21 protein-coding genes are annotated in these 21334 nt (G+C 47.6%); 13 read left to right on the forward strand and 8 right to left on the reverse strand.

The window, feature by feature from the left end:
• Positions 1-4: 4 nt before the first annotated feature.
• The 6 genes from FBQ74_RS05870 (at position 5) to FBQ74_RS05895 (ending at position 4305) form a co-directional block, all read left to right on the forward strand.
• Positions 5-667: a riboflavin synthase gene (locus FBQ74_RS05870; RefSeq protein WP_139755792.1), complete on the forward strand. Its 663-nt coding sequence runs from the start codon at positions 5-7 to the stop codon at positions 665-667.
• Positions 668-690: 23 nt separating this feature from the next.
• A complete protein-coding gene (ribBA, locus tag FBQ74_RS05875) occupies positions 691-1797 on the forward strand; it encodes a bifunctional 3,4-dihydroxy-2-butanone-4-phosphate synthase/GTP cyclohydrolase II (RefSeq protein ID WP_139755793.1) in 1107 nt (368 codons plus the stop codon).
• A gap of 93 nt (positions 1798-1890) precedes the next feature.
• Complete coding sequence (gene ribH / locus FBQ74_RS05880) at positions 1891-2364, forward strand: 6,7-dimethyl-8-ribityllumazine synthase (protein ID WP_139755794.1); 474 nt, start codon at positions 1891-1893, stop codon at positions 2362-2364.
• Between the two features lie 9 nt (positions 2365-2373).
• On the forward strand, positions 2374-2796 hold the full coding sequence (gene nusB / locus FBQ74_RS05885; protein ID WP_139755795.1) for a transcription antitermination factor NusB: 423 nt from the start codon (positions 2374-2376) through the stop codon (positions 2794-2796).
• A gap of 58 nt (positions 2797-2854) precedes the next feature.
• Entirely contained in the window at positions 2855-3820 is a 966-nt protein-coding gene (gene thiL / locus FBQ74_RS05890; protein ID WP_139755796.1) for a thiamine-phosphate kinase, read from the forward strand.
• A complete protein-coding gene (locus FBQ74_RS05895) occupies positions 3820-4305 on the forward strand; it encodes a phosphatidylglycerophosphatase A family protein (RefSeq protein ID WP_139755797.1) in 486 nt (161 codons plus the stop codon). The genes thiL and FBQ74_RS05895 overlap by 1 nt, the downstream gene beginning before the upstream one ends.
• A gap of 38 nt (positions 4306-4343) precedes the next feature.
• On the opposite strand, the gene dxs is transcribed toward FBQ74_RS05895, so the two are convergent.
• Genes dxs through xseB form a run of 3 tightly spaced genes read right to left on the reverse strand, consistent with a single transcriptional unit; the run spans position 4344 to position 7420 of the window.
• Positions 4344-6209, reverse strand: coding sequence for a 1-deoxy-D-xylulose-5-phosphate synthase (dxs, locus tag FBQ74_RS05900; RefSeq protein WP_139755798.1), 1866 nt, complete (start codon positions 6207-6209; stop codon positions 4344-4346).
• A 35-nt stretch (positions 6210-6244) separates the two neighbouring features.
• Positions 6245-7132 (reverse strand): farnesyl diphosphate synthase, encoded by an 888-nt coding sequence (locus FBQ74_RS05905; protein WP_139755799.1) that lies wholly within the window; start codon positions 7130-7132, stop codon positions 6245-6247.
• Positions 7133-7180: 48 nt separating this feature from the next.
• Complete coding sequence (gene xseB / locus FBQ74_RS05910; protein ID WP_408641340.1) at positions 7181-7420, reverse strand: exodeoxyribonuclease VII small subunit; 240 nt, start codon at positions 7418-7420, stop codon at positions 7181-7183.
• A gap of 301 nt (positions 7421-7721) precedes the next feature.
• Between xseB and pomA the strand changes: the two genes are divergently transcribed.
• The 6 genes from pomA (at position 7722) to FBQ74_RS05940 (ending at position 15967) form a co-directional block, all read left to right on the forward strand.
• Entirely contained in the window at positions 7722-8483 is a 762-nt protein-coding gene (gene pomA / locus FBQ74_RS05915; protein WP_139755801.1) for a flagellar motor protein PomA, read from the forward strand.
• 5 nt (positions 8484-8488) lie between these two features.
• On the forward strand, positions 8489-9421 hold the full coding sequence (locus FBQ74_RS05920) for a flagellar motor protein MotB (protein WP_139755802.1): 933 nt from the start codon (positions 8489-8491) through the stop codon (positions 9419-9421).
• A gap of 259 nt (positions 9422-9680) precedes the next feature.
• Entirely contained in the window at positions 9681-11852 is a 2172-nt protein-coding gene (locus FBQ74_RS05925) for a TonB-dependent receptor (protein WP_139755803.1), read from the forward strand.
• Positions 11853-11864: 12 nt separating this feature from the next.
• Positions 11865-12413 (forward strand): hypothetical protein, encoded by a 549-nt coding sequence (locus FBQ74_RS05930; protein ID WP_139755804.1) that lies wholly within the window; start codon positions 11865-11867, stop codon positions 12411-12413.
• 12 nt (positions 12414-12425) lie between these two features.
• Positions 12426-13862: a PepSY-associated TM helix domain-containing protein gene (locus tag FBQ74_RS05935; RefSeq protein ID WP_139755805.1), complete on the forward strand. Its 1437-nt coding sequence runs from the start codon at positions 12426-12428 to the stop codon at positions 13860-13862.
• Between the two features lie 203 nt (positions 13863-14065).
• Positions 14066-15967, forward strand: a complete 1902-nt coding sequence (locus tag FBQ74_RS05940) for a family 16 glycosylhydrolase (protein WP_168190614.1) — start codon at positions 14066-14068, stop codon at positions 15965-15967.
• Between the two features lie 102 nt (positions 15968-16069).
• Here FBQ74_RS05940 and FBQ74_RS05945 read toward each other — a convergent pair whose 3' ends face one another.
• The 5 genes from FBQ74_RS05945 to FBQ74_RS05965 are packed head-to-tail and all read right to left on the reverse strand — an operon-like array spanning position 16070 to position 20475.
• A complete protein-coding gene (locus tag FBQ74_RS05945; RefSeq protein ID WP_139755807.1) occupies positions 16070-17326 on the reverse strand; it encodes an SAM-dependent methyltransferase in 1257 nt (418 codons plus the stop codon).
• 8 nt (positions 17327-17334) lie between these two features.
• On the reverse strand, positions 17335-18060 hold the full coding sequence (locus FBQ74_RS05950; RefSeq protein WP_139755808.1) for a DUF1365 domain-containing protein: 726 nt from the start codon (positions 18058-18060) through the stop codon (positions 17335-17337).
• Complete coding sequence (locus tag FBQ74_RS05955; RefSeq protein ID WP_139755809.1) at positions 18057-19319, reverse strand: NAD(P)/FAD-dependent oxidoreductase; 1263 nt, start codon at positions 19317-19319, stop codon at positions 18057-18059. Before FBQ74_RS05955 ends, FBQ74_RS05950 begins: the two co-directional genes overlap by 4 nt.
• Positions 19320-19330: 11 nt before the next feature.
• Complete coding sequence (locus tag FBQ74_RS05960) at positions 19331-20047, reverse strand: SDR family NAD(P)-dependent oxidoreductase (protein WP_139755810.1); 717 nt, start codon at positions 20045-20047, stop codon at positions 19331-19333.
• On the reverse strand, positions 20044-20475 hold the full coding sequence (locus FBQ74_RS05965) for a nuclear transport factor 2 family protein (protein WP_139755811.1): 432 nt from the start codon (positions 20473-20475) through the stop codon (positions 20044-20046). The genes FBQ74_RS05960 and FBQ74_RS05965 overlap by 4 nt, the downstream gene beginning before the upstream one ends.
• Positions 20476-20634: 159 nt before the next feature.
• Here FBQ74_RS05965 and FBQ74_RS05970 point away from each other — a divergent pair, with 159 nt between their 5' ends.
• A complete protein-coding gene (locus tag FBQ74_RS05970; RefSeq protein WP_139755812.1) occupies positions 20635-21210 on the forward strand; it encodes an LON peptidase substrate-binding domain-containing protein in 576 nt (191 codons plus the stop codon).
• The last annotated feature ends 124 nt before the right edge of the window (positions 21211-21334 follow it).

Raw genomic sequence — 21334 nt, forward strand, 5'->3', positions numbered from 1 at the left:
CAGTATGTTTACAGGAATCGTAGAGGCACTAGGCACCATCAGTCGGCTTGACCGCCGGGGTGAAGATATTCGGCTTACAGTGTCAACCGGCAAACTTGATATGTCGGATGTTGCATTAGGTGACAGTATCGCTACAAATGGGGTGTGCCTTACTGTCGTCGATTTTGGTAGCGATTTCTACAGCGCCGATGTGTCTGCAGAAACCATCAAGTATACCGGATTTGCTCACTACAACAACGGCTCTCACGTGAACCTTGAAAAAGCCATGCGCCCGGTGGACAGGTTTGGGGGGCATATCGTTTCAGGTCATGTTGATGGCGTTGGCACCATTGCCAGCATCACTGACCATGGTGACTATGTTGAAATCTGGGTGGAAGCCCCCATTGATTTGGCCAGATATATCGCGCACAAAGGCAGTATCACCGTTGATGGTGTTAGTCTGACAGTCAACGAGGTTGATGGCGCAAAATTCATGCTGTGGATCATTCCGCACACATTGCAGGAAACCGTAATTGGCCAGTACCGGTCAGGCACACGCGTCAATCTGGAAGTTGATGTCGTCGCCCGTTATATTGAACGATTAATGCTTGGCGATAAGGCTGCTGAGTCGTCCCGGTCAAAAATTGATATGGCTTTTCTGGCAGAAAACGGTTTTCTGAAAAAATAACAGACCCTACAAAAGCGAAGGTTATGGCACTGAATAAAACAGAAGATATCATTGAAGATATCAAACAGGGTAAAATGGTTATCCTGATGGATGATGAAGATCGCGAAAATGAAGGCGATATCATCATGGCTGCAGAGCACGTTACACCAGAAGCAATTAATTTTATGGTAACCCACGCCCGTGGGCTGGTATGTCTGCCAATGACCGCAGATCGCTGTAAGCGTTTGAATTTACCTTTGATGGTGGACAAAAATGGTGCACAGTTTACCACTAACTTCACCGTATCAATTGAAGCGGCTCGCGGCGTTACTACGGGTATTTCTGCCGCCGACCGCGCGACGACGGTTCGCGCAGCGGTTCACCGCGATGCCAGTGCCCAGGATATTGTTCAGCCAGGCCATATTTTTCCATTAATCGCCAAAGAAGGCGGTGTGTTGAACCGTGCCGGACATACGGAGGCCGGGGTTGACCTGGCGCGTTTGGCAGGGTGTGAACCCGCTGCGGTCATAGTTGAAATTCTTAATGAAGACGGCACCATGGCGCGTCGCCCGCAATTGGAAAAGTTTGCAGCAAAGCACGATCTGAAAATCGGAACGATTGCAGATTTGATTGAATATCGTAATCTCAATGAGACAACGATTGAGAAAGTCGCACAGTGTAAGCTGCCTACAGAATATGGTGAATTTGAGCTGCACACCTTTAAAGACATCATCGATAATCAGGTGCATTTTGCGCTGAAAAAAGGCGAGATTACAGCGGATAATCCGACGCTGGTACGTGTGCACCTACATAATACGCTAAGCGACTTACTGGGTTCTACCCGTTCTATCAACCGTTCGTTGACGCTGCCTGAAGGAATGCGTCAGATTGCGCGCGAGGGCGGGGTTTTGGTTGTGCTTGGGAAAGAAGAAGATTTAGTAAGTCAGGTCCAGAGATTTGCTGCCGAAGACAGAGGTGAGCAACCGGCTGGAAAGACCTGGGAAGGGTCATCTCGCACTATCGGTGTGGGCAGTCAGATTCTGGCATCACTGGGTGTGGAGAAAATGCGCTTACTCAGTAAGCCGGTAAAGTATCACGCTCTGTCAGGATACGGACTGGAAGTAGTGGAATATATTCACCCGGATGACTAATCGCTGAGTGGCTACATCAGCGAAAATCATTTCATTTTGTTTGTGCGCAGTTGTGCTATACTGCGCGCCGTTTTTTAGCAAGGGTAAACCGCCATGCAGGTAATCGAAGGTAATATCAGAGCAACCGGTAAAAAATTTGCCATTATCGTGTCACGTTTCAATAGTTTTGTTGTCGAGAGTCTTCTGGAAGGTGCGCTGGACACACTTGAGCGTCATGGTGAAGTCAGTGACAGTGATATTACGCTAGTGCGTGTTCCAGGTGCTTATGAGTTGCCTGTCGCCGCAAAGAAAGTTGCTGAAAAAGGGCAGTTCGATGCAATTATCGCATTGGGTGCGGTTATCCGTGGTGGTACACCACATTTTGATTTTGTTGCCGGTGAATGCAATAAAGGTCTTGCTCAGGTTTCTCTTGAATTCGGTATTCCGGTGTCTTTCGGTGTTATCACCACAGACTCTATTGAGCAGGCAATTGAACGCTCAGGCACCAAGGCCGGAAACAAAGGTTCAGAAGCTGCGATGGGCGCCCTTGAAATGGTTAACGTCGTTAACGCTCTGGACAGCCTGTAAGGATTAATAGTGAAAGTTTCAGCAAGACGTAAAGCACGCGAACTCGCTGTTCAGGGGATCTACTCCTGGCAGATGAGCAAAAATGACATCGCTCAGGTAGAGCTTGCACTGGCGACCAGTAATAACATGCACCAGGTAGATATGGTGTATTTTCAGGCCATACTTCGTGGCGTATCGCAGGACGCTGAACGCCTTGACGGAATTATCAAACCTTATCTGGGCCGTTTACCTGAAGAACTCGATCCGATTGAAAAAGCGATTCTGCGGGTCGCCACGTTTGAACTGGTCGAGCGAATTGATGTGCCGTACCGGGTTATCATTAATGAGGCGATTGAGCTTGCCAAAGTATTTGGTGCCGAAGATAGCCACAAATTTATTAATGGTGCACTCGACAAGGCGGTCAGAAAGCTGCGTGAAGACGAGCGTAAATGATCTGACGCTTAAGCGCTAGCCGTAGTGTTCCACTCCAGTCTGTACGCATAAGAATATTGTGAAAGAATTTGATTTAATCGGCCGCTATTTTGTAGATGGTGGCTATCAACGTAAAGACGTTGTAGTCGGTATCGGTGATGACTGTGCGGTAACAACTGTCGCGTCTCACCAGCAGTTAGCTGTTACTACCGACACACTGGTTGCAGGCGTACACTTTCTGAAAGACGCGCCAGCAAAGTCCGTTGCCTACAAAGCGGTGGCCGTTAACCTTAGCGACCTTGCTGCTATGGGGGCTGAACCTGCGTGGATTAGCCTCTCTCTTTCCATATCTGATATTGATGAAGCCTGGATGGTGGATTTTGCCGATGGCATGTATGAGTTAACTCGTTATTACTCAGTGCAGCTAATTGGCGGGGACACCGTACGTGGACCTTTGTCCATGACAATTACCGCGCAAGGGTTCATCCCGCCAGAAAATGCCCTGAAGCGTTCCACTGCCAAACCCGGCGACTGGATCTACGTCACAGGCCATCTGGGCGACGCTGCTGCAGGCCTGGATATTCTCACTCATAAATTAGATGCCGGAGACGGGGTAAAAGAATACCTGGTAAACCGCCACCTTTTCCCCACACCCCGTGTCGCAGCCGGCACCGCTTTGCGTAGGGTTGCCAGCGCGTGCATTGATGTTTCAGATGGCTTTTTGTCTGATCTTAAGCATATTTTGAGGGCATCTTGCTGTGGCGCGGTTGTACAGGTAGATAAATTGCCTGTGTCCAGTCAGCTACGCGATTCTGTCGCCCCTCAACAGGCAATTGAGTATGCGCTGACCGGAGGTGACGATTACGAGTTGATCTTTACCGTTAACGAAGAGCAGCGAGGCAATTTGGAAACAGCACTCGCCAGTACGGGCATTAAAATGACCTGCGTCGGGCAGATTACCGGACAGGAAAATAAAATAGACCTGAAAGACCATAAAGACCAGTACCCCATGCCGGAAATAACTGGCTTTGAGCATCAGTTTTAATGCAGCGCCAGTATCGTGAGCGCGTCTCAATGAGAAACCCCGTGCACTTTTGCGCATTGGGATTTGGTAGTGGTCTTATTCCCGTTATGCCCGGTACCTTTGGCTCAGCGGCCGCTGTGCCACTGCTTGCTGCGACTATCGCTGCACCGTCCTGGATCTTCATCAGTCTGACCATTCTGTTTGCGTTTATCGGCATCTATTTTTGTGGTCGAACTGCCGATGATATGCAAGTGCACGATCATGGTTCCATTGTTTGGGACGAAATTGCCGGTATGTTTTGCACGTTTTTATTTGTACCACTAACACCATTACATCTACTGGCTGGTTTTGTACTGTTCAGACTTTTTGATATTTTAAAGCCGTGGCCAATAATCGTAGTAGATAAACGCCTGCACGGTGGGGTAGGGATCATGCTGGACGATGTTTTAGCCGGGTTGATGGCCTGCCTGTCCCTACATGCTATTTTGATTCTCTGGCCCTTCTAAAGATATCAAAATAAAAAACCGGCTCAGAGCCGGTTTTTTTATTTTTCCAGAAAGCTGTTTACCTGCCGGACAATCCCTTCAGTATCAAGGCCTAGCACGGTATACATCTCTTGCTGAGTACCTTGTTCGATAAATTTATCTGGTAATCCAAGCATAAGCGTGTGAACCAGACGTTTATCCTGCTGCAGGAACTCTGTCACACCGGCACCGGCACCGCCGGCAATACAACCATCCTCCAGTGTAACCAACACGTCATGTTCATCAGCCAGTTCCCGTATAAGAGCCTCATCGAGTGGCTTAACAAACCGCATATCAGCCAACGTAGCATCCAGCGTCTCAGCGGCCTGTTCAGCAAAGGGCATTAACGTACCAAAGTTAAGGATGGCAACGCGCTTTCCTGTTCTTATCCGCCGGCCTTTTCCAATCGGCAGGGCTTCCATCGTGCTTTCAGGAGCCACCCCTTTACCGGCACCGCGAGGGTAGCGGACCGCCGCGGGCAGTTTAGCCACATGACCGGTATACAGCATCTGACGACATTCGTTCTCATCAGAAGGCGCCATAACAATCATATTTGGAATACAACGTAAAAACGCCAAATCAAACGCACCCTGATGGGTTTGTCCGTCGGCACCGACGATCCCGGCACGGTCTATAGCAAACAGAACGGGTAATTCCTGTAACGCTACGTCGTGAATCAACTGATCGTAAGCGCGTTGTAAAAATGTGGAATAAATGGCAACAACCGGATTCATCCCATCTTTAGCCAGCCCGGCGGCGTACGTCACACTGTGCTGCTCAGCAATAGCAACATCACTGTATTGCTCGGGGTACTGTTGGGAAAATGTCACCATGCCGGACCCTTCACGCATAGCAGGTGTAATAGCCATGAGCTTGGGGTCCTTAGCCGCCATATCACACAGCCACTGTCCGAAAACCGCTGAAAAACTTGGCGCGCTCGGCTTGGCAGTCGGCAGTGCATTATCGGCCGGGTTAAACTTAGGAACCGCATGAAACTTAATAGGATCTTTTTCTGCCTGAGGATAGCCCTTACCTTTGCGGGTCACCACGTGAAGCAACTGGGGGCCTTTAAAGTTGCGCATATTACGCAACGCATCCACCACGGTGTTTACATCATGGCCATCAATAGGACCGATATAATTAAAGCCGAGCTCTTCAAAAATAGTTCCGGGAACCACCATACCCTTAAGATGTTCCTCAGCGCGGCTGGCGAACTCTTTGATCGGAGGAACATTGCTTAGTAATTTCTTCCCGCCATCACGAATCTTATTGAAGAAGTTGCCGGTAAGCAGTCGCGCCAGGTGTGAATTAAGCGCACCTACGTTTTCTGAAATTGACATTTCATTGTCATTCAGAACAACCACCATATCCTTATTGATGTCGCCGGCGTGGTTCATGGCTTCAAAGGCCATGCCCGCTGTCATCGCGCCATCACCGATAACTGATACTACCTTGCGACCCTTACCTTCTTTTTCAGCGGCGACCGCCATCCCCAATCCTGCACTGATGGAGGTTGAAGAGTGTCCCACCGCAAAGGTGTCGTATTCACTTTCGCCAGGCCAGGGAAAAGGGTGTAGCCCATCTTTTTGACGTATTGTAGACATACGGCCTGCACGTCCGGTGACGATTTTGTGGGGGTAGGCCTGATGGCCGACATCCCAGATTAACCGGTCAAACGGCGTGTTATAAACATAGTGCAATGCGACGGTCAGCTCAACAGTCCCGAGCCCGGAAGCGAAGTGGCCGCTGCTTTGACTGACACAGGTCAGCAGATACTGTCTGAGTTCATCAGCCAGTGTTTTAAGCTTCTCCTGAGGCAATGTACGTAATTGCTCCGGCGTCTGGGCTTTTGCCAGTGTTGGATAATGGGTTAGATCTAAACTCATTGGTTATTATTCTGTCTTATGCGTAGCAGCATTTACTAGTGTTTACGATTTACCATCAAATCAGTAAATGCTGTCAGGTATTCGGTATTGTAGGGCAAACTGGCGAGCGCTTGAAGCGCCTCGTCGTGCAAATCGCTCAGAACCTGCTTCGCCTGGTCCATACCAAGTAGTGCCGGAAAGGTGTTTTTTCCCAGCGCCTGGTCCGAGCCCTGCGGTTTACCCAGCATCTGGGCGTCACCTTCGACATCCAGAATATCGTCCTGAACCTGAAAGGCCAATCCGATAATACGTGAAAATGTAATGAAATGTTGTCTGTCTGACTCGCTGATATCAGCGACCTGGGTCACCATTTGCGCACAGGCGCTTAACAGAGCCCCCGTTTTTAGCTGATGAAGTCGGGTCAGCGCGTCGACATCGATACTGTGTCCGGTTGCAGCCAGATCAATAGCCTGTCCCCCGCACATGCCACAGTAACCGGACGCTGCTGCTAGAATACTGACCAGCTTTGCCCTGTGCGACGCTGACTGCTCTGATAATGGCTCATCAGTTAATATGGAAAATGCCAGCGTCTGCAGAGCATCGCCAGCCAGGATAGCCGTTGCCTCGTCAAACTTTACATGGCATGTCGGCTGACCTCGGCGAAGCGCATCGTCATCCATGGCAGGCAGGTCATCATGAACCAGAGAGTAAGCATGGATACATTCTATTGCCATGCTGATAACCTGCTGATCCTGTTTGGGGATATCTAATGCATTGCCGATAAGATGCGCCAGCAATGGACGCATTCGCTTCCCGCCAACCAGTAGCGCGTGTTGCATGGCTTCCTTTAGTCGGGGGGCGTGGTCGGGCATCGACTCAATAAGTGCTAAAAGGCCCTCGTCGGTTTGCTTTTTTATTTGCTGACGAAGCGCATCAAAATTCATAATCTTGCCTGTAAAGGTGCTGGTTAAGCGGGGTAAAAAACGTAGGTTTTATTCGTTTTCGTCAGACAACTCTGACAACGTGTCCTGACCCTGCTCAGACAAAAGAATTTTTACTTTTTGCTCGGCTTGCTCCAGCGCTTGCTGGCTGGCTCTGGAAAGCTTGATACCTCGTTCAAACTTTTCCAGTGCTTCATTAAGTGGCAGGTCACCGTTTTCCATTTGTGTGACGATAGCCTCTAACTCGGTCAGGCTCTCTTCAAACGAGGGGGATTTATCAGTCTCAGTCACAGCGATTTCCATGGTTGGATGAATACGCGCACATTAACCGACAGGGGGGTGACGGTCAAATGGTTTGTCCAGTGTTGTCAGTCGCTGAACATGAAGCCGGTTCAAAGATAAAAGTTTGTCTTTAGATACCTGAGTTATACAAATCAAACAGCAATTATTGGAATTTGGTTATAGAATTTTCACGCAATGCCGATAGTATACATGACACTATTTTTGCGGCTTTGTAAGCAGCTAATTTATAAGCATATAAGAAATCATAATCCCGTCGCAAACAACGTATTCATATAGTGAGGATTAACGAGTGGATTTAGCAACCGTCATAGGCATGTTGGGTGGTATTGGTTTTATAGTCATGGCCATGATTCTCGGGGGCGATTTGGTGATCTTCATCGATGTCCCGTCGGTGCTGATTGTATTTGGAGGAACACTGTTTGTTGTGCTTTCTCAATTTACCCTTGGACAATTTTTCGGTGCCGGGAAAATCGCTGGCAAAGCCTTCATGTTTAAAATTGATACGCCAGACGAACTGATTGAAAAAATTGTTGAGATGGCTGATTCTGCGAGAAAGGGGGGGTTTCTTGCTCTTGAAGAAGCCGATATAGGTAACCCATTCATGCAAAAAGGCGTGGACATGCTGGTGGACGGTCACGATATTGAAGTAGTGCGTGAAACGCTGATTAAAGATATCTCCATGACCACTGAACGTCACGAATTCGGCGTGTCTATTTTTAAGGGCATGGGCGACGTAGCGCCTGCGATGGGAATGATTGGTACGCTTATCGGTCTGGTTGCGATGCTGTCTAACATGGATGACCCGAAAGCAATCGGACCGGCCATGGCGGTTGCTTTGCTTACCACACTATATGGCGCGTTTTTGGCGAATGTTATCTGTTTGCCGATTGCCTCAAAGCTTAAAAACCGTGTAGAAGAAGAAAAACTCAATCAAAAGCTTATTTTAGATGGCATTGTGGGTATCGCCGACGGCCAGAATCCGCGGGTTATTGAAGGTATTCTTAAGAACTACCTGGCTTCAAGTAAGCGCGGCGCGGCAGACGAGGAGTAAGCTATATGGCACAGGAAGAAGAATGTCCTAAATGCCCGCCCGAAGGGTTGCCTGCCTGGATGGGTACATTTGCTGACCTGATGTCTCTGTTGATGTGCTTTTTCGTCCTATTGCTGGCTTTTTCTGAAATGGATGTACTTAAATTCAAACAAATTGCCGGCTCAATGAAGTTTGCCTTTGGTGTGCAGAATAAAATCGAGGTGAAAGATATTCCCAAAGGAACCTCAGTAATCGCTATGGAGTTTCGTCCGGGCAAGCCTGATCCCACACCCATTGAGACCATTCAGCAGCAGACCATTGAAGTCACGCAGCAAATGCTTGAATTTCAGGCGGGCAACGAAGACTCTGCTGGCGGGCGTCAGAAGCAGCGCGGCGAACAGCGTGGGGGACAGGCTCAGTCGACCTCTACCGAACAGTCTTCATCTGCACAGCAAAGTGCTGAAAAAGATGAAGTGAATGAAATGATGAAAAAGGTGGCCGAGCAGCTGCAAAAAGAAATACTGGATGGTTCTATTGAACTTGAAAGTCTGGGGCAGCAACTTACCATCAGAATTCGCGAAAATGGCTCGTTCTCAGCCGGCTCTGCATTTTTACAACCGCAATTCAAACCGGTTCTGAGAAAAGTTGGACGGTTACTTGCTGACATGCCGGGGGAAATTGAAATATCCGGGCACAGTGACGGACAGCATATTGCCAATGAACTATACCGCTCAAACTGGGATTTGTCGGCCCAGCGCGCTGTTGCTGTGGCAGAGGAAGTCAGACTGGCTGATGGCTTTGACGAGCGGAGAATGAAGGTGGTAGGCAAAGCAGATACCCAGCCAATTGTTGAAAAGCCGGCCACTCAGGAAGATCGTGCTAAAAACCGCCGGGTTGAAATCAATATCAATCAGGGTAAGCCAATGGTGTCGAAGCCCATATCAGTACTTGATGAATAAACTGCTATTGAAAAGGCGTTCCGCTGCAAGCTAATATCGTGGCATGGTTTAAAATATCAACAAAAAGTCAGGGGTAGCCCTGGCTTTTTGCTTTATTAGTGTATTCCAATAGTTAGCTACTCACTGCATAACTGGCACTCGCCGCCTTGCCCGGCTACTCGTCGCACAATAGTCATACAAAAGCCTTAAAACATTGAAAATGTAAATAAGAATGATTATCATGCGCGGCAGTATAAATCATTACATTTCAGTTTACCTTATGACTTTCAAACTCGCTCTTGTAAGCGCCTCAGTGTGCGCTGTCTTATCTTCGCCGGCTTTTGCTCAACAGACCTCTCAGGGCCAATCAGAACAAAATGATATTGAGCGTATTGAAGTGCAGGGCTCGCAGGTTACTTTAAATGGTGAGTACCCTGGCGGCCAGGTAGCCCGAGGTGGTCGTGCCGGCATACTGGGAAATCTGGATTTTATGAGTTCGCCATTTATGGCAACCAGCTTCACTGAGGAAATTGTACGTAATCAGCAATCGAAAAGTATTGCCGATGTGTTGCAAAACGATCCTGTTGTGCGGGTGGCGCGTGGCTTTGGGAATTTCCAGGAGGTTTACATTATTCGCGGCTTCCCGGTGTATTCTGATGATATGACCTACAACGGCCTGTACGGTATTCTACCGCGTCAGTATGTAGCGGCTGAATTGCTTGAGCGTGTTGAGGTCTTTCGGGGAGCCAGTACTTTCCTAAATGGCGCGGCGCCGGGCGGTAGTGGCCTGGGTGGCCTCGTCAATGTAGTACCTAAACGTGCATCGGAATCTGATTTAAACCGGGTCCGGGTGGGCTTTGAAGGTCAGGGCCATACCTATGTGGCCGCTGATGCTGGTCGCCGGTATGGTGACGAAAATGAAAGTACAGGTATTCGTATAAACCTTGTCAAGCGAGACGGTGAGACGGCAGTGAACGCGCAGGACCGGGAGGTCTCTGTTGCTTCACTGGGCGTCGATTACCACAGTGAGTCACTTCGGTTGTCTGCTGATTTAGGTTTTCAGGAACACGATGTTGATGCGCCTCGTCCCAGCGTAACACCGCTGGGGGCTATCCCTTCAGCACCAGAGGCAGATGTTAACTTTGCGCAGCCCTGGACTTTTACCAGCGAAGAGCAGCTTTTCGGTGCGGTTAGAGCGGAATACGATGTCCTGGAAAATACCACCACCTGGATTGCGATGGGCTTCAGAAGCGGTGAGGAAGAAAATGTACTAGCCAATCCAACAGCGTCCGCTGATGGTAGCTTCACAGCGTATCGTTTCGACAATACCAGAGAAGATAGCGTACGATCGTACGAAGCGGGGATCCGCAGTAGTTTTATGGCTGCCGGCGTTGAACATAACCTAATCGCATCGGCATCATCATTTTCAATGGATTCAAGAAACGCGTATGCCTTTTCTGATTTCAGCGGGTTCGCTGGCAATTTGTATGCCCCGCAGCCTGCAGTTCAACCGGCGGCCGACTTTTTCGTCGGTGGCAGCCTATCGCAACCGCTGGTTACTCTGACTAATGAAAATGAAAGTATCGCACTGGCAGATATGATGTCATTTTTAGATGAACGCCTTACCATTACTTTGGGAGCGCGGTTTCAGGCCATTAAAACGTCAAGCCTCGACTACAATACCGGCGAACTGCTTTCTCAGTATGATGAATCCAGAGTAACACCTGTTGCCGGTATCGTTTATAAACCTCGTGATGATATTTCTGTGTATGCTAATTACAGTGAAGGGTTGGTTCCCGGAGAGGTAGCACCTTCGCAATCAGGCGGTGAGCCGGTCACTAATGCTGGCGACGTACTTGACCCATTCCGCTCACAACAGTTTGAAGCCGGTGTTAAATTTGATGCTGGTAAGATTGGTGGTGCCGTCAGTGCTTATTCCACCCAAAAGCCAAGCGCTATCGTTAGCAACAATATATTTAGCAGTGATGGTGAGCAGCTTAATCGTGGTGTAGAGCTATCTGTTTTCGGATTACCGCATCCTGACGTGAGGGTGCTCGGCGGGCTAACGTGGGTACAAGCGGAACAGAACAATACGCAAGACGGGCTGAACGAAGGTAACGATGTAGTAGGTGTGCCAAAGCTTCAGGCAAACATCAATGTAGAGTGGAATGTTCCGGCTGCACCGGGGCTGACTCTTGATGCACGAGGTATTTATACCAGTGAGCAGTTTGCTGATGCTGCTAACACTTATGAAGTGGACAGCAGTCACAGAGTAGATATTGGCGCGCGGTACGCGATGGTGTTAGGCAATACCGATCTGACATTACAGGCGCGTCTGGAAAATGTGTTTGATAACAACTACTGGGCTTCTGTAGGCGGTTTTCCTGGAGCGAACTATCTGGTTTTGAGCGAACCTCGCACTGCCAAAGTTACCGCATCATTTTCGTTCTGACGGTACCGGTAAATGATATTTGTTCTGACAGGCTTGTTACTCATCGTGGCTGCAATTAGCTGCCTCTACCGCGGGTGGTCTGTTAAGGGCAAAACAGGCTTGCCGTTTACTATCACAGGCTGGCTAACGGCAGTTGCTGGTGTCTGTGTGATGAGTATTGGTGCAGGAGCGCGGTTTGCTGTAGCGTTTGCATTTATCGGCATTAGCTTATCGGCCTGGTTACTTATTGTCGCAATACGGACACGGCGTCAGCGTACCCGCATCAACAACGCGAAGCGTGAGGCGATAAACTGGCGTGCGGTTACTAAAAGCGTGGTGCCGCAGCTTATAAAAACTGTCGTGTTCGTACCGGTGTGTGGGACACTTGCAGGATTAATAACGGTAGGTGCCACGCATCTTCTTCCCTTTGAACGGGTAGATAATATCGCACTGGGTATATATGCAATGCCGCTTGTCTGGGCCGCACTGGCAATATGGTATATGGCTGCGACCAATCGCCCGCGCCTGTATATCGGTTTTGTCATTCTTGCTACCTGTTCAGCAATCTCAGTCTACGCATAATAAGGAACACACTTGGCTTTTGGCTTCTCCAGAAAACTAAGTAAACAGGCACTCAAGGGACACGGTTGGCTTGGGCTTGCTGTGGGCGTGTTTTTATACTGGATTTGTTTATCCGGAACGTTTGCGGTGCTGGGCAATGAGCTGATTCGATGGGAGCAGCCGCAGGTAACAGAAACGCTGGATTACAACCCGAAAGATTTGCAGAATGCTTATCGCCGGATGCTACAGGATCAGGGAGAGGTTTCCACACTGGTCACCATGCGACTGCCCACACCGGATATGCCCAGGGTATTTCTTTCTGCAAACGGGAGCTCCTGGTATATCGATGAAACTGGTAACCTCAGTCAGGAAAAATCTCATCCAATTACTGATTTTATTGCAGAATTTCACGCTGAATTACATCTGCCTCATACATTCGGTGAGTTGTTCGTCAGCATACTGGGTGCATTGCTGACCGTGCTTATTATCAGCGGTGTAATCGCGCACCGGCGAATCTTTAAAGATGCATTTACTTTTCGCGGTGGTGCAGATACGTCGCAAAAACAGGCAGATTTGCATAATCGACTCAGTGTTTGGGGCCTGCCATTTCATCTGATGATTGCACTTACCGGCGCGTATTTCGGCCTGGGCGGGCCGTTGACCACGTTATATGCCGATGCGATGTATGATGGGGACAAATGGGCGTTGTTCGGGGAAGTATACGGCGAAGTTCCTGACGCGCCATCTTATAACGGTAAGATGGATTTAGAACGTGCATTGCAATCTTTAGAATCCGTGGCACCTGAAGCGCAACCATTATTCGTTACCTTCGAGCGGCCTGGTGAAAATGATGAGTTTTTATTACTGGGGGCTCAGCATACTGATAAGTTTATTTATTCGGAACAGTACCGGTTCGATGCGATGGGTAACTATCTGGATGCAGTCGGGTTTGCTGACGGCTTTGCGGGGCAGGAAGCAATTTTCTCTGTGTACCGGCTGCACTTTGGCCATTATGGCAGTGACTGGGTGCTGATTAGCTATCTGATATTGGGGCTGGCACTCACTGTAATTTGCGTCAGCGGTATTAATATTTGGCTGAGAAAAAGGCCGGTTACTGATGCACTCAATGATTACTGGGCGGCTGTTGTATGGGGCACGCCGGCATCCTTTTTGATAGCAGCCATGCTGAGTTTTGTTTTCCCTTCAATCATAGTTCCAGTCTTTTGGGGGATGTTTAGCGCCATCTGTGTGTATGCCGTGCGCAAACAGCAGCCACTGAAAGTAAGCAGACTATTACAAAACACCACGCCCTTACTGTTGATTGCTTTAGCTTTAACAAGTGTATTCTTTCACGGTTGGACGAATACTCCTCCCGCTTTTTATGCCATCAATGGCGGTATGGTTGTCCTGGCTTTATTGTTAGCGAGCTATTTTTATACAGAGCGCAGAAACGCAAGGTCAGTAAGGTAACCTCAAATAAAAAATTTATATTATTTCCAATCCCTTATATATCGCGGCGTTTAGCCATCAATAACCTTAAGAACAACTTACATGATTGATTAAATTTTATTACAAGCTGTTTACAATAATGTTGGAAGCGCTTACATTGTCTTCGAGTTCGGCCGATTATTTTGGTGCTGGGACGCCAGCAACTGTAAAAAAAAGGTATGACTATGTTGATGAATCAAAAGCGTGCTATGCAAGCTTTAGTCATGGTGTCAGGTGGTTTGGTAAGTCACGCGGCAATGGCGGCGGTATGTCAAAACCCTACACCGGTCTGGCAAGACGAGTTCAATGGAACAGAACTTGATACCAGTAAATGGGAAGTAATGCTGGGAGATGGTTGCAGCTACGGAATATGTGGCTGGGGAAACAATGAACTGCAGAGCTACCAGGCAGAAAACCTGACAGTTGCTGATGGTAAATTGACGATAACTGCCAAAAAGCAGCGCGTGAAAGGCAGCCAGTATACATCTGGCCGTATTCGTACGGCGAATATGCCGAACGGTGGTGAATGGACCCACGGACGTTTCGAAGCCAGTATTAAACTTCCTACCGGAACAGGTATGTGGCCTGCTTTCTGGATGTTGCCTACCGACCCTGCTGAGGGCTGGCCAATGAGTGGTGAGATCGACATTCTTGAAGCCACGGGTCAGGCCGATATGATTGCGTTTGGAACAATTCATTACGGCAACGCATACCCTGATAATGAGTGGACCAGTGGACGAATCATCAAACAGCCTGACCGTTGGTCAGACGGATTTCATGAGTACGCGGTAGAGTGGGAGCCTAATGAGATTCGTTGGTATGTAGATGATATTCTTTATTCAGTTAAAACCCCCGATGATTTGAGTGATCCAGCGTTCTGGACATTCGAAAATTATAGTTATCACTTCCTGCTTAATATGGCTGTGGGTGGCAGCATCGGTGGTGTCGTTGATGACTCTCAGCTTCCGCAAACCATGGAAGTCGATTATGTACGCGTTTACGACTTCGGACAGCCTTCGCTTTCAGGTCCGCACATTGTCGATGCAAATTCTCAGAGTACTTACCAGATTGTTGATGAGGCGGGTACCGGAAGTAGCTACAGCTGGAATTCACCTACACAACAAACATCTTCAACAAACAGTCTGACTGTAGACTGGGCGGAGCAAGGCGGCACGGTAACAGCTGATATTACCAATAGTTGTGGTACCAGCACAGTTGCGATGGATGTTCACGTACTACCTGTTTTAACTACAGACCATGTGCTGGATGACTTTGAAACAGACGGCGACCTCACAATTACCAGTTGGGAAGGTCAGTATAACGAGGTTCCTAACCCTGTATCGGACACTGTAAACAGCTCGCCAACGGCGCTGGAATATGTCAGAAGTAGTGCATCATTGTACGATGTTATAGCAGGTACTACACCGGTTATTACTGATGCTGGTCCGTTGATCGCTGGTAATGAAGCTTTCTATATGGACGTTTACATGCCGGTTCCCTCTGAGCAGGAAATTCTAATTCAGCTGGAGGACAGCAGCCAGGCTACGCCGGATAACTATCCAACAGGCCGTCATTCTAAGTTTATTGCTCATACTGAAGCAGTATCAGGCTGGCAACGTCTTAAATTCATTCTTGAGGACCGCGTTGATGGTGGAACAACGGACACTGATGTAGATACAGTTGTTATCCTTATCGCGCCGAACAGCAACAACGGCGACACATATTATCTAGATAATATGGCGATATATGGCGCCGATAGCGGTACTCAGGAACCTGCAGGTACTTCGGCTGTCGTTAGTGATGTAGTCACCACAACAGTTAGCGCGGGCAAAGGTGTGAAAAGCGGTCAGGCAACCGTGACCGTTGTTGACAACACCGGCTCACCCGTTGAAGGGGCAACCGTCACCGGTCAGTTTACCGGCGATTGGAATGAGTCTGCCAACGGTGTCACTGATGCAAATGGCGTTGTGGTATTTACGACGTCGACTGCACTGTCCGGAAAGGTCACTGCAAACTTCTGTGTAGACGGTGTACAAAGCAGTCTGACCTTTGATGCTGCTAACAGCACTGGTATGTGTACACAATAAAGTTCTTTGTATGTGTCTCCCATGACATAGCAAAAAAGGCTTACCAGTTCTGGTAAGCCTTTTCTTTATCAATTCCCTAAACCTTCCAATAAAGTATTGTACCTAACCGCGGACAATAGGAAGCTTGCAACCCGGCTTAGTTATTACCAGCTGCACGGCACTGATAGCACGTTCCAGAAAACCACCCTCACAGTATTTTAGGTAGTAGGTCCACATTCTGGCGAATCGCTCGTCATAACCATCAGCCATTAATGCCTCTTTTGCACTGATAAAACCTTCGTACCAATCGTCCAGGGTTTTGGCATAATCAAGGCCGATATCCTGTAAATCGCGAACCATCAGGTCACTATAGCGCTTCAAATGGTCACTAATGACCAGCTGAGAGGGTAAGAAACCGCCGGGAAAGATATATTTCTGGATAAAATCAACACTGTCTGCATAGCTGTCAAAGCGTCTGTCATCAATGGTGATTGATTGGAGAGCCATGATACCGTCGTCTTTTAGTAAACTACTGCACTTCTGGAAAAAATTACCGAGATACTTCTTACCGACCGCTTCAATCATCTCTACAGAAACCAGCTTGTCATACTTACCTGTCAAATCACGATAATCGTTTTTAAGCAGTGTGATCTTATCTTTCAGCCCCTCTTTTTCAACCCAGGCCTCAGCATAAGCATATTGTTCTTCAGAAATGGTCGTTGTCGTAACGTGGCAGCCGTAATATTTAGCTGCGAAAATAGCCATGCCACCCCAGCCAGTGCCTATTTCAAGCAGATGGTCGGTTTCTTTTAACTGAAGTTTATTGCAAAGCGCCCGTAACTTGTAATGCTGAGCATCAGCCAAACTGGTGTGTGGGTCGGGGTAGATTGCTGATGAGTACATCATCGTTTCATCAAGGAAACGTGTGTAGAGCTTATTCCCCAGATCGTAATGTGCTTCAATATTCTTTTTCGCCTGGGTGGCGTGATTACGGCGAGTAAAGTGCTGAACCTTGTGCAGAGGCATCGTGAGCCATTTAAACTTGTTTTCCCACGCGTCCAGAAAAGGTAGATTCCGGGCAAATATCCTGATAACAGATGTAAGATCAGGCGTTTCCCATAATCCATCCATGTAAGTTTCGCCGGCAGCGATACTGCCGCCAAATAATAAGTGCCGATAAGCTTCGATTGACTGAATATCAATCGTCGCTTTGAGGGTGTCTTCCGGATCGCCGAATCGGGCAATAGTATGCCCTTGTTCAGCAATTTTCATGTGGCCCTGGGGCAGGGCAGACATAACCTTTAAAAATGCTGTGCGGCTCGCTCTGTCAATCAGCGACCCTGCCTGTAGCATCGTTACTGCAGATTCTCCATGCGACATAATAATTCCTAACTATCCGGGTGCGAATAAACAGGCGTCCGCTTAAGCCAGAGCTTAAGGGCCTGCCAGTAAATCCCAAATACGGTCTTTATTGTCATACTTGGGGTTTTCAAAAGTGCCTGACGCAATGTCTTTGAGTTTAACGTTACCCGGGACATCGTCAGTCCGGCACTGAAATCTTTTTGCTGCTGATGGCAATCCATACGCATGGCAAACGTTTTGTCAGGTTGTTCAATATGCCATTTATATTGCATATCCATAGGGTTGAAGGGCGATACGTGAAAAGCTTTTGGCGTATCTTCCTGCGCCTTTAAATCTACCCAGTAATAATGCCGTTCGTTCCAGGGGGTGTTGGATACTTCAGCCAGCATATGGCTAAAGTTATTATCACCTTCACACCTGACGAAATAAAAATTGACCGGACTAAAATACAGACCAAGCATACGTAACTGACCCAACAGGAAAACATCACCTGTCAGTCGGGGTCCTCCAACAGAAACGATTTTATTCAATACCGCAGTACGGATATCCTCGTTTTCATCACCAACGTAATCAGATCTACGAAATTGAACAAGAGACCGATGCGTTGATGAAAAATGTTTAACCTTTTCATCAAGTTGGTCAAGTTCTTTTAGATCAAGCCAGAACAAAAAAATGGCGTATTTAAACCGGTGCCGGGTAGGTGCGAACCGTTCATGATAAACGGTCCCGTGATAGATGCCACTGGCAGTCACAGTGATTCACCAAAGCGTTTAGCCACATCCAGTGCGCTTTTGACACCATCCTCATGAAAGCCGTTATACCAATACGCCCCGCAAAAGTGCAGGTTATCCCGGCCGCAAATTTCACTGCGTCTGCGTTGGGCATCTACCATTTTCTGACTGTATTGCGGATGCGCATACTGATACTTACCCAAAACTTTCCCGGGACTAATCTCAGCGGTGTTATTCAACGTGACACAAAATGTGGTATCGCTGGACAGTCGTTGCAGAATATTCATATCGTAGGTCACTGTAGCGGGGGCTTTGGCTTCATCCTTATCTTCTGTCAGCAGGTAGTTCCAGCTCGCCCAGGCGAGTTGTCTCTTAGGGAGTTGGCCGGTATCAGTGTGCAGTACAACATCATTGTTGGCATAAGGGATATTCCCCAGTATTTGCTGGTGGGCAGCGCTGGGGTGCGCCAGCATTTTCAATGCCTGATCACTGTGACAGGCAAAAATAACCTGATCGTAGTATCTTTCATCATTTTGCGTTTTTACCGCCCAGCGGTGGTCGCGTTTTTCTACCCGCCTTACTGCTGATGAAAGTCTGATTCGGTCTTTGAAGCCTGCTGTCAGAGGCGCAATATACGATGACGAGCCGCCTTTGAGGGTATACCACTGTGGTCGGTTTGTGATGTTCAGCAGTCCGTGATTGTTGAAAAACTGAAGGAAGAATTTCAAAGGAAAAGCCCGTGTTTGTTCCAGGCTTGCTGACCAGATGGCGGCGCACATGGGCAAGATATAGAAATTAGCGAAATCATCACTTAATCCTAATTCCTGGATAAAGCCAAACAGCGTTTTATCGGCTGTGTCACGACCTTCTTTGAGGTGCTTTTTACAGGCTTTGTTAAAAGCAACGATATCTCTGACAATTCGCCAGAATCTTGGTCGAGCCAAATTGCGGCGCTGAGCAAAAAGTGTATTAAGTGTATTACCGTTATATTCAATGTTGGACTTGGGCGCCTGAACGGAAAAGCTCATTTCCGTGGGCTGCGTTTCTACCTCAAGACGTTCCATAAGCTTTATGAAGTTTGGATAGGTCCAGTCATTAAAAACAATAAAGCCTGTATCAATAGCATACTGTTGGTTATCAACGGTTACGTTTTTAGTTGCAGTATGACCGCCAATATAGTCATTAGCTTCATACACGGTAATATCGTGGTGGCGTTGAAGCAGATACGCGCAGGTTAGACCGGAAATTCCTGTTCCGATAATGGCAACCTTTTGATTCATTTTTGCTCTCTTTATTTATTTCGCATAGAAAGTGATAATCTTCGCTGCACGGCAGTGGGCAGAATATGCATGAACCGCATAATCCAACCAAATACGGTTGGGAAGAAAATAGTTTGATGATTCTTCTCGATGCCATGCAAGAGATCTCTGGCGGCCCGGTCCACCTTTATCATCATGGGCATATCAAAATCGTTTTTATCTGTCAGTGGCGTTTCAACAAACCCGGGTGACACCGCCTGAACTTTTACACCTTTATCCCACAGGTCGACTTCTAACGATTTAGTGAAATAATGTAGCGCCGCTTTAGACGAGCCATAAGCTTCTGTTCGGGTAAAAGGAAGCAGTCTGGCCATACTATCTACGACAACCAGTTTCTTTCCTTTGTTTAGCTTAGGCAGTAATCCGTTTACGCAATTGACTACACCAAAAAAGTTCGCCTCGAATACACGACGGAACATTTCGGTTTCAAATTCTTCGATATCTACGTATTCGCAGGTACCGGCATTTAACACCGCTATATCGAAATCACAGGTACTCAGAGCATTATAGGTGGCATTCTTGTCACTCACATCAAACTGTAAAGGACTGATATTGTCATGGTGACTTAACTCGTCAAGCTTGTCCTGATTGCGACCACACGCGATTATCTGATAGCCCTGGTCAGCTGCATGCTGAGCCAGTGCTTCGCCGATACCTGAGGTGGCACCAGTTATTAACATAGTGGTCATTGCGCCAGTTTCCTTTTAATTTTCATCACTAACCAACCGACGACAGGGACATGCTCATAGACCATTTCGCCAAGATCGTAATAGTCGCGATGGTAGTAAAATCCAGACGCGCCTTCTTTTAATAGGGTAGTACCGTCCAGATGAATCGTCTTGCGCGGCGTGTTGAGCTCTAGTGTCATATGCCAGGTCAGCACAGCTGTCACACCATCATTGTTCGTATCGCAAGGAATGGTGTTGGTGATATCAAACTTACACGACCTTGCGTTTTCATTAAGTTTTGAAAAATATGCCTCAACGCTATCTCGACCCTTGTGCCGCTGAATAGGGTCAATGAATTCTACATCTTCAGTGTAAATGGTCCTTAAATCATTAGATGAAATTTTTGTAAGGTCCCGATAAATCGAGCAAAATCTTTCGATATGCGTCATAAGCATCATTTTGTAAAATGTATAAAAAGACTACCCAAATTTTCATACCCAAGATCAGATTCGCTGTAATTTTACACACTGAGAAGGAGGTCACGCTCCGATCCAATTACATATTGTTGGCGTAACCAGCCACAAATCTTAACAAATTTATGTACCCGAATGGCGAGCGCAAAAGTTCCATTGTTTCCACTTTCCGCACATCTTATGCCGCAAGGCAGAATGTCGCTGCGGATCTTTGAGCCCCGCTATACAAGGATGGTGAAGCAAGTATGTGCTAACGAATCGGGTTTTATAATGTGTATGCTAAATGCTGAGGGAGATAAAAATACCAACGAACATATTTTTCCTGTAGGGACATATGCAAAGGTAATTGACTTTGAATTGCTCGAAGATGGGTTGCTTGGCATAAAGGTTGCTGGTCTATACAACGTAGAGGTGCGAAACATCGAAACAGAGTCTGATGGATTGAGAATCGGACAGTACTCAGAGCAAGATGCCTGGGAGTGTGATGTTTCCGCCCAACAAATTTCACCTATGGTGGAAAGGTTAGAGGAAGTTTTTGAGCGTTATCCCGATATAAGTAGCTTATATGATAGCGCACAATTTGAAGATCCTCAGTGGGTACTCTTTCGGTGGCTGGAGCTATTACCGATAGATGCTAAACAAAAACAGTATTTTCTGGCACAAAAAGATTGCAAGCCGTTGTTAAATTACCTAAGCGCGCTGATGCAGTAAAAAAGTCGTAGTGTGTAAAGATTACATTTAGCAGTGTAAGAATAGAAATACTGGGAACGCTGAGTAACGGATCATTTAACTTTTCACTGTAGATACTCATCACCAAACAGGAAATGCGGACGAA

The organism is Salinimonas iocasae (genome assembly GCF_006228385.1).
In the GTDB taxonomy this organism is placed as follows: Bacteria; Pseudomonadota; Gammaproteobacteria; order Enterobacterales; family Alteromonadaceae; genus Alteromonas; species Alteromonas iocasae.

Bases quoted from the DNA above. Each gene is read 5' to 3' on its own strand.
- FBQ74_RS05870 (WP_139755792.1), top strand. From the start codon at position 5: ATGTTTACAGGAATCGTAGAGGCACTAGGCACCATCAGTCGGCTTGAC.
- ribBA (WP_139755793.1), top strand. From the start codon at position 691: ATGGCACTGAATAAAACAGAAGATATCATTGAAGATATCAAACAGGGT.
- ribH (WP_139755794.1), top strand. From the start codon at position 1,891: ATGCAGGTAATCGAAGGTAATATCAGAGCAACCGGTAAAAAATTTGCC.
- FBQ74_RS05895 (WP_139755797.1), top strand. From the start codon at position 3,820: ATGCAGCGCCAGTATCGTGAGCGCGTCTCAATGAGAAACCCCGTGCAC.
- dxs (WP_139755798.1), bottom strand. From the start codon at position 6,209: ATGAGTTTAGATCTAACCCATTATCCAACACTGGCAAAAGCCCAGACG.
- FBQ74_RS05905 (WP_139755799.1), bottom strand. From the start codon at position 7,132: ATGAATTTTGATGCGCTTCGTCAGCAAATAAAAAAGCAAACCGACGAG.
- FBQ74_RS05920 (WP_139755802.1), top strand. From the start codon at position 8,489: ATGGCACAGGAAGAAGAATGTCCTAAATGCCCGCCCGAAGGGTTGCCT.
- FBQ74_RS05925 (WP_139755803.1), top strand. From the start codon at position 9,681: ATGACTTTCAAACTCGCTCTTGTAAGCGCCTCAGTGTGCGCTGTCTTA.
- FBQ74_RS05930 (WP_139755804.1), top strand. From the start codon at position 11,865: ATGATATTTGTTCTGACAGGCTTGTTACTCATCGTGGCTGCAATTAGC.
- FBQ74_RS05940 (WP_168190614.1), top strand. From the start codon at position 14,066: ATGTTGATGAATCAAAAGCGTGCTATGCAAGCTTTAGTCATGGTGTCA.
- FBQ74_RS05945 (WP_139755807.1), bottom strand. From the start codon at position 17,326: ATGTCGCATGGAGAATCTGCAGTAACGATGCTACAGGCAGGGTCGCTG.
- FBQ74_RS05955 (WP_139755809.1), bottom strand. From the start codon at position 19,319: ATGAATCAAAAGGTTGCCATTATCGGAACAGGAATTTCCGGTCTAACC.
- FBQ74_RS05960 (WP_139755810.1), bottom strand. From the start codon at position 20,047: ATGACCACTATGTTAATAACTGGTGCCACCTCAGGTATCGGCGAAGCA.
- FBQ74_RS05965 (WP_139755811.1), bottom strand. From the start codon at position 20,475: ATGACGCATATCGAAAGATTTTGCTCGATTTATCGGGACCTTACAAAA.
- FBQ74_RS05970 (WP_139755812.1), top strand. From the start codon at position 20,635: ATGGCGAGCGCAAAAGTTCCATTGTTTCCACTTTCCGCACATCTTATG.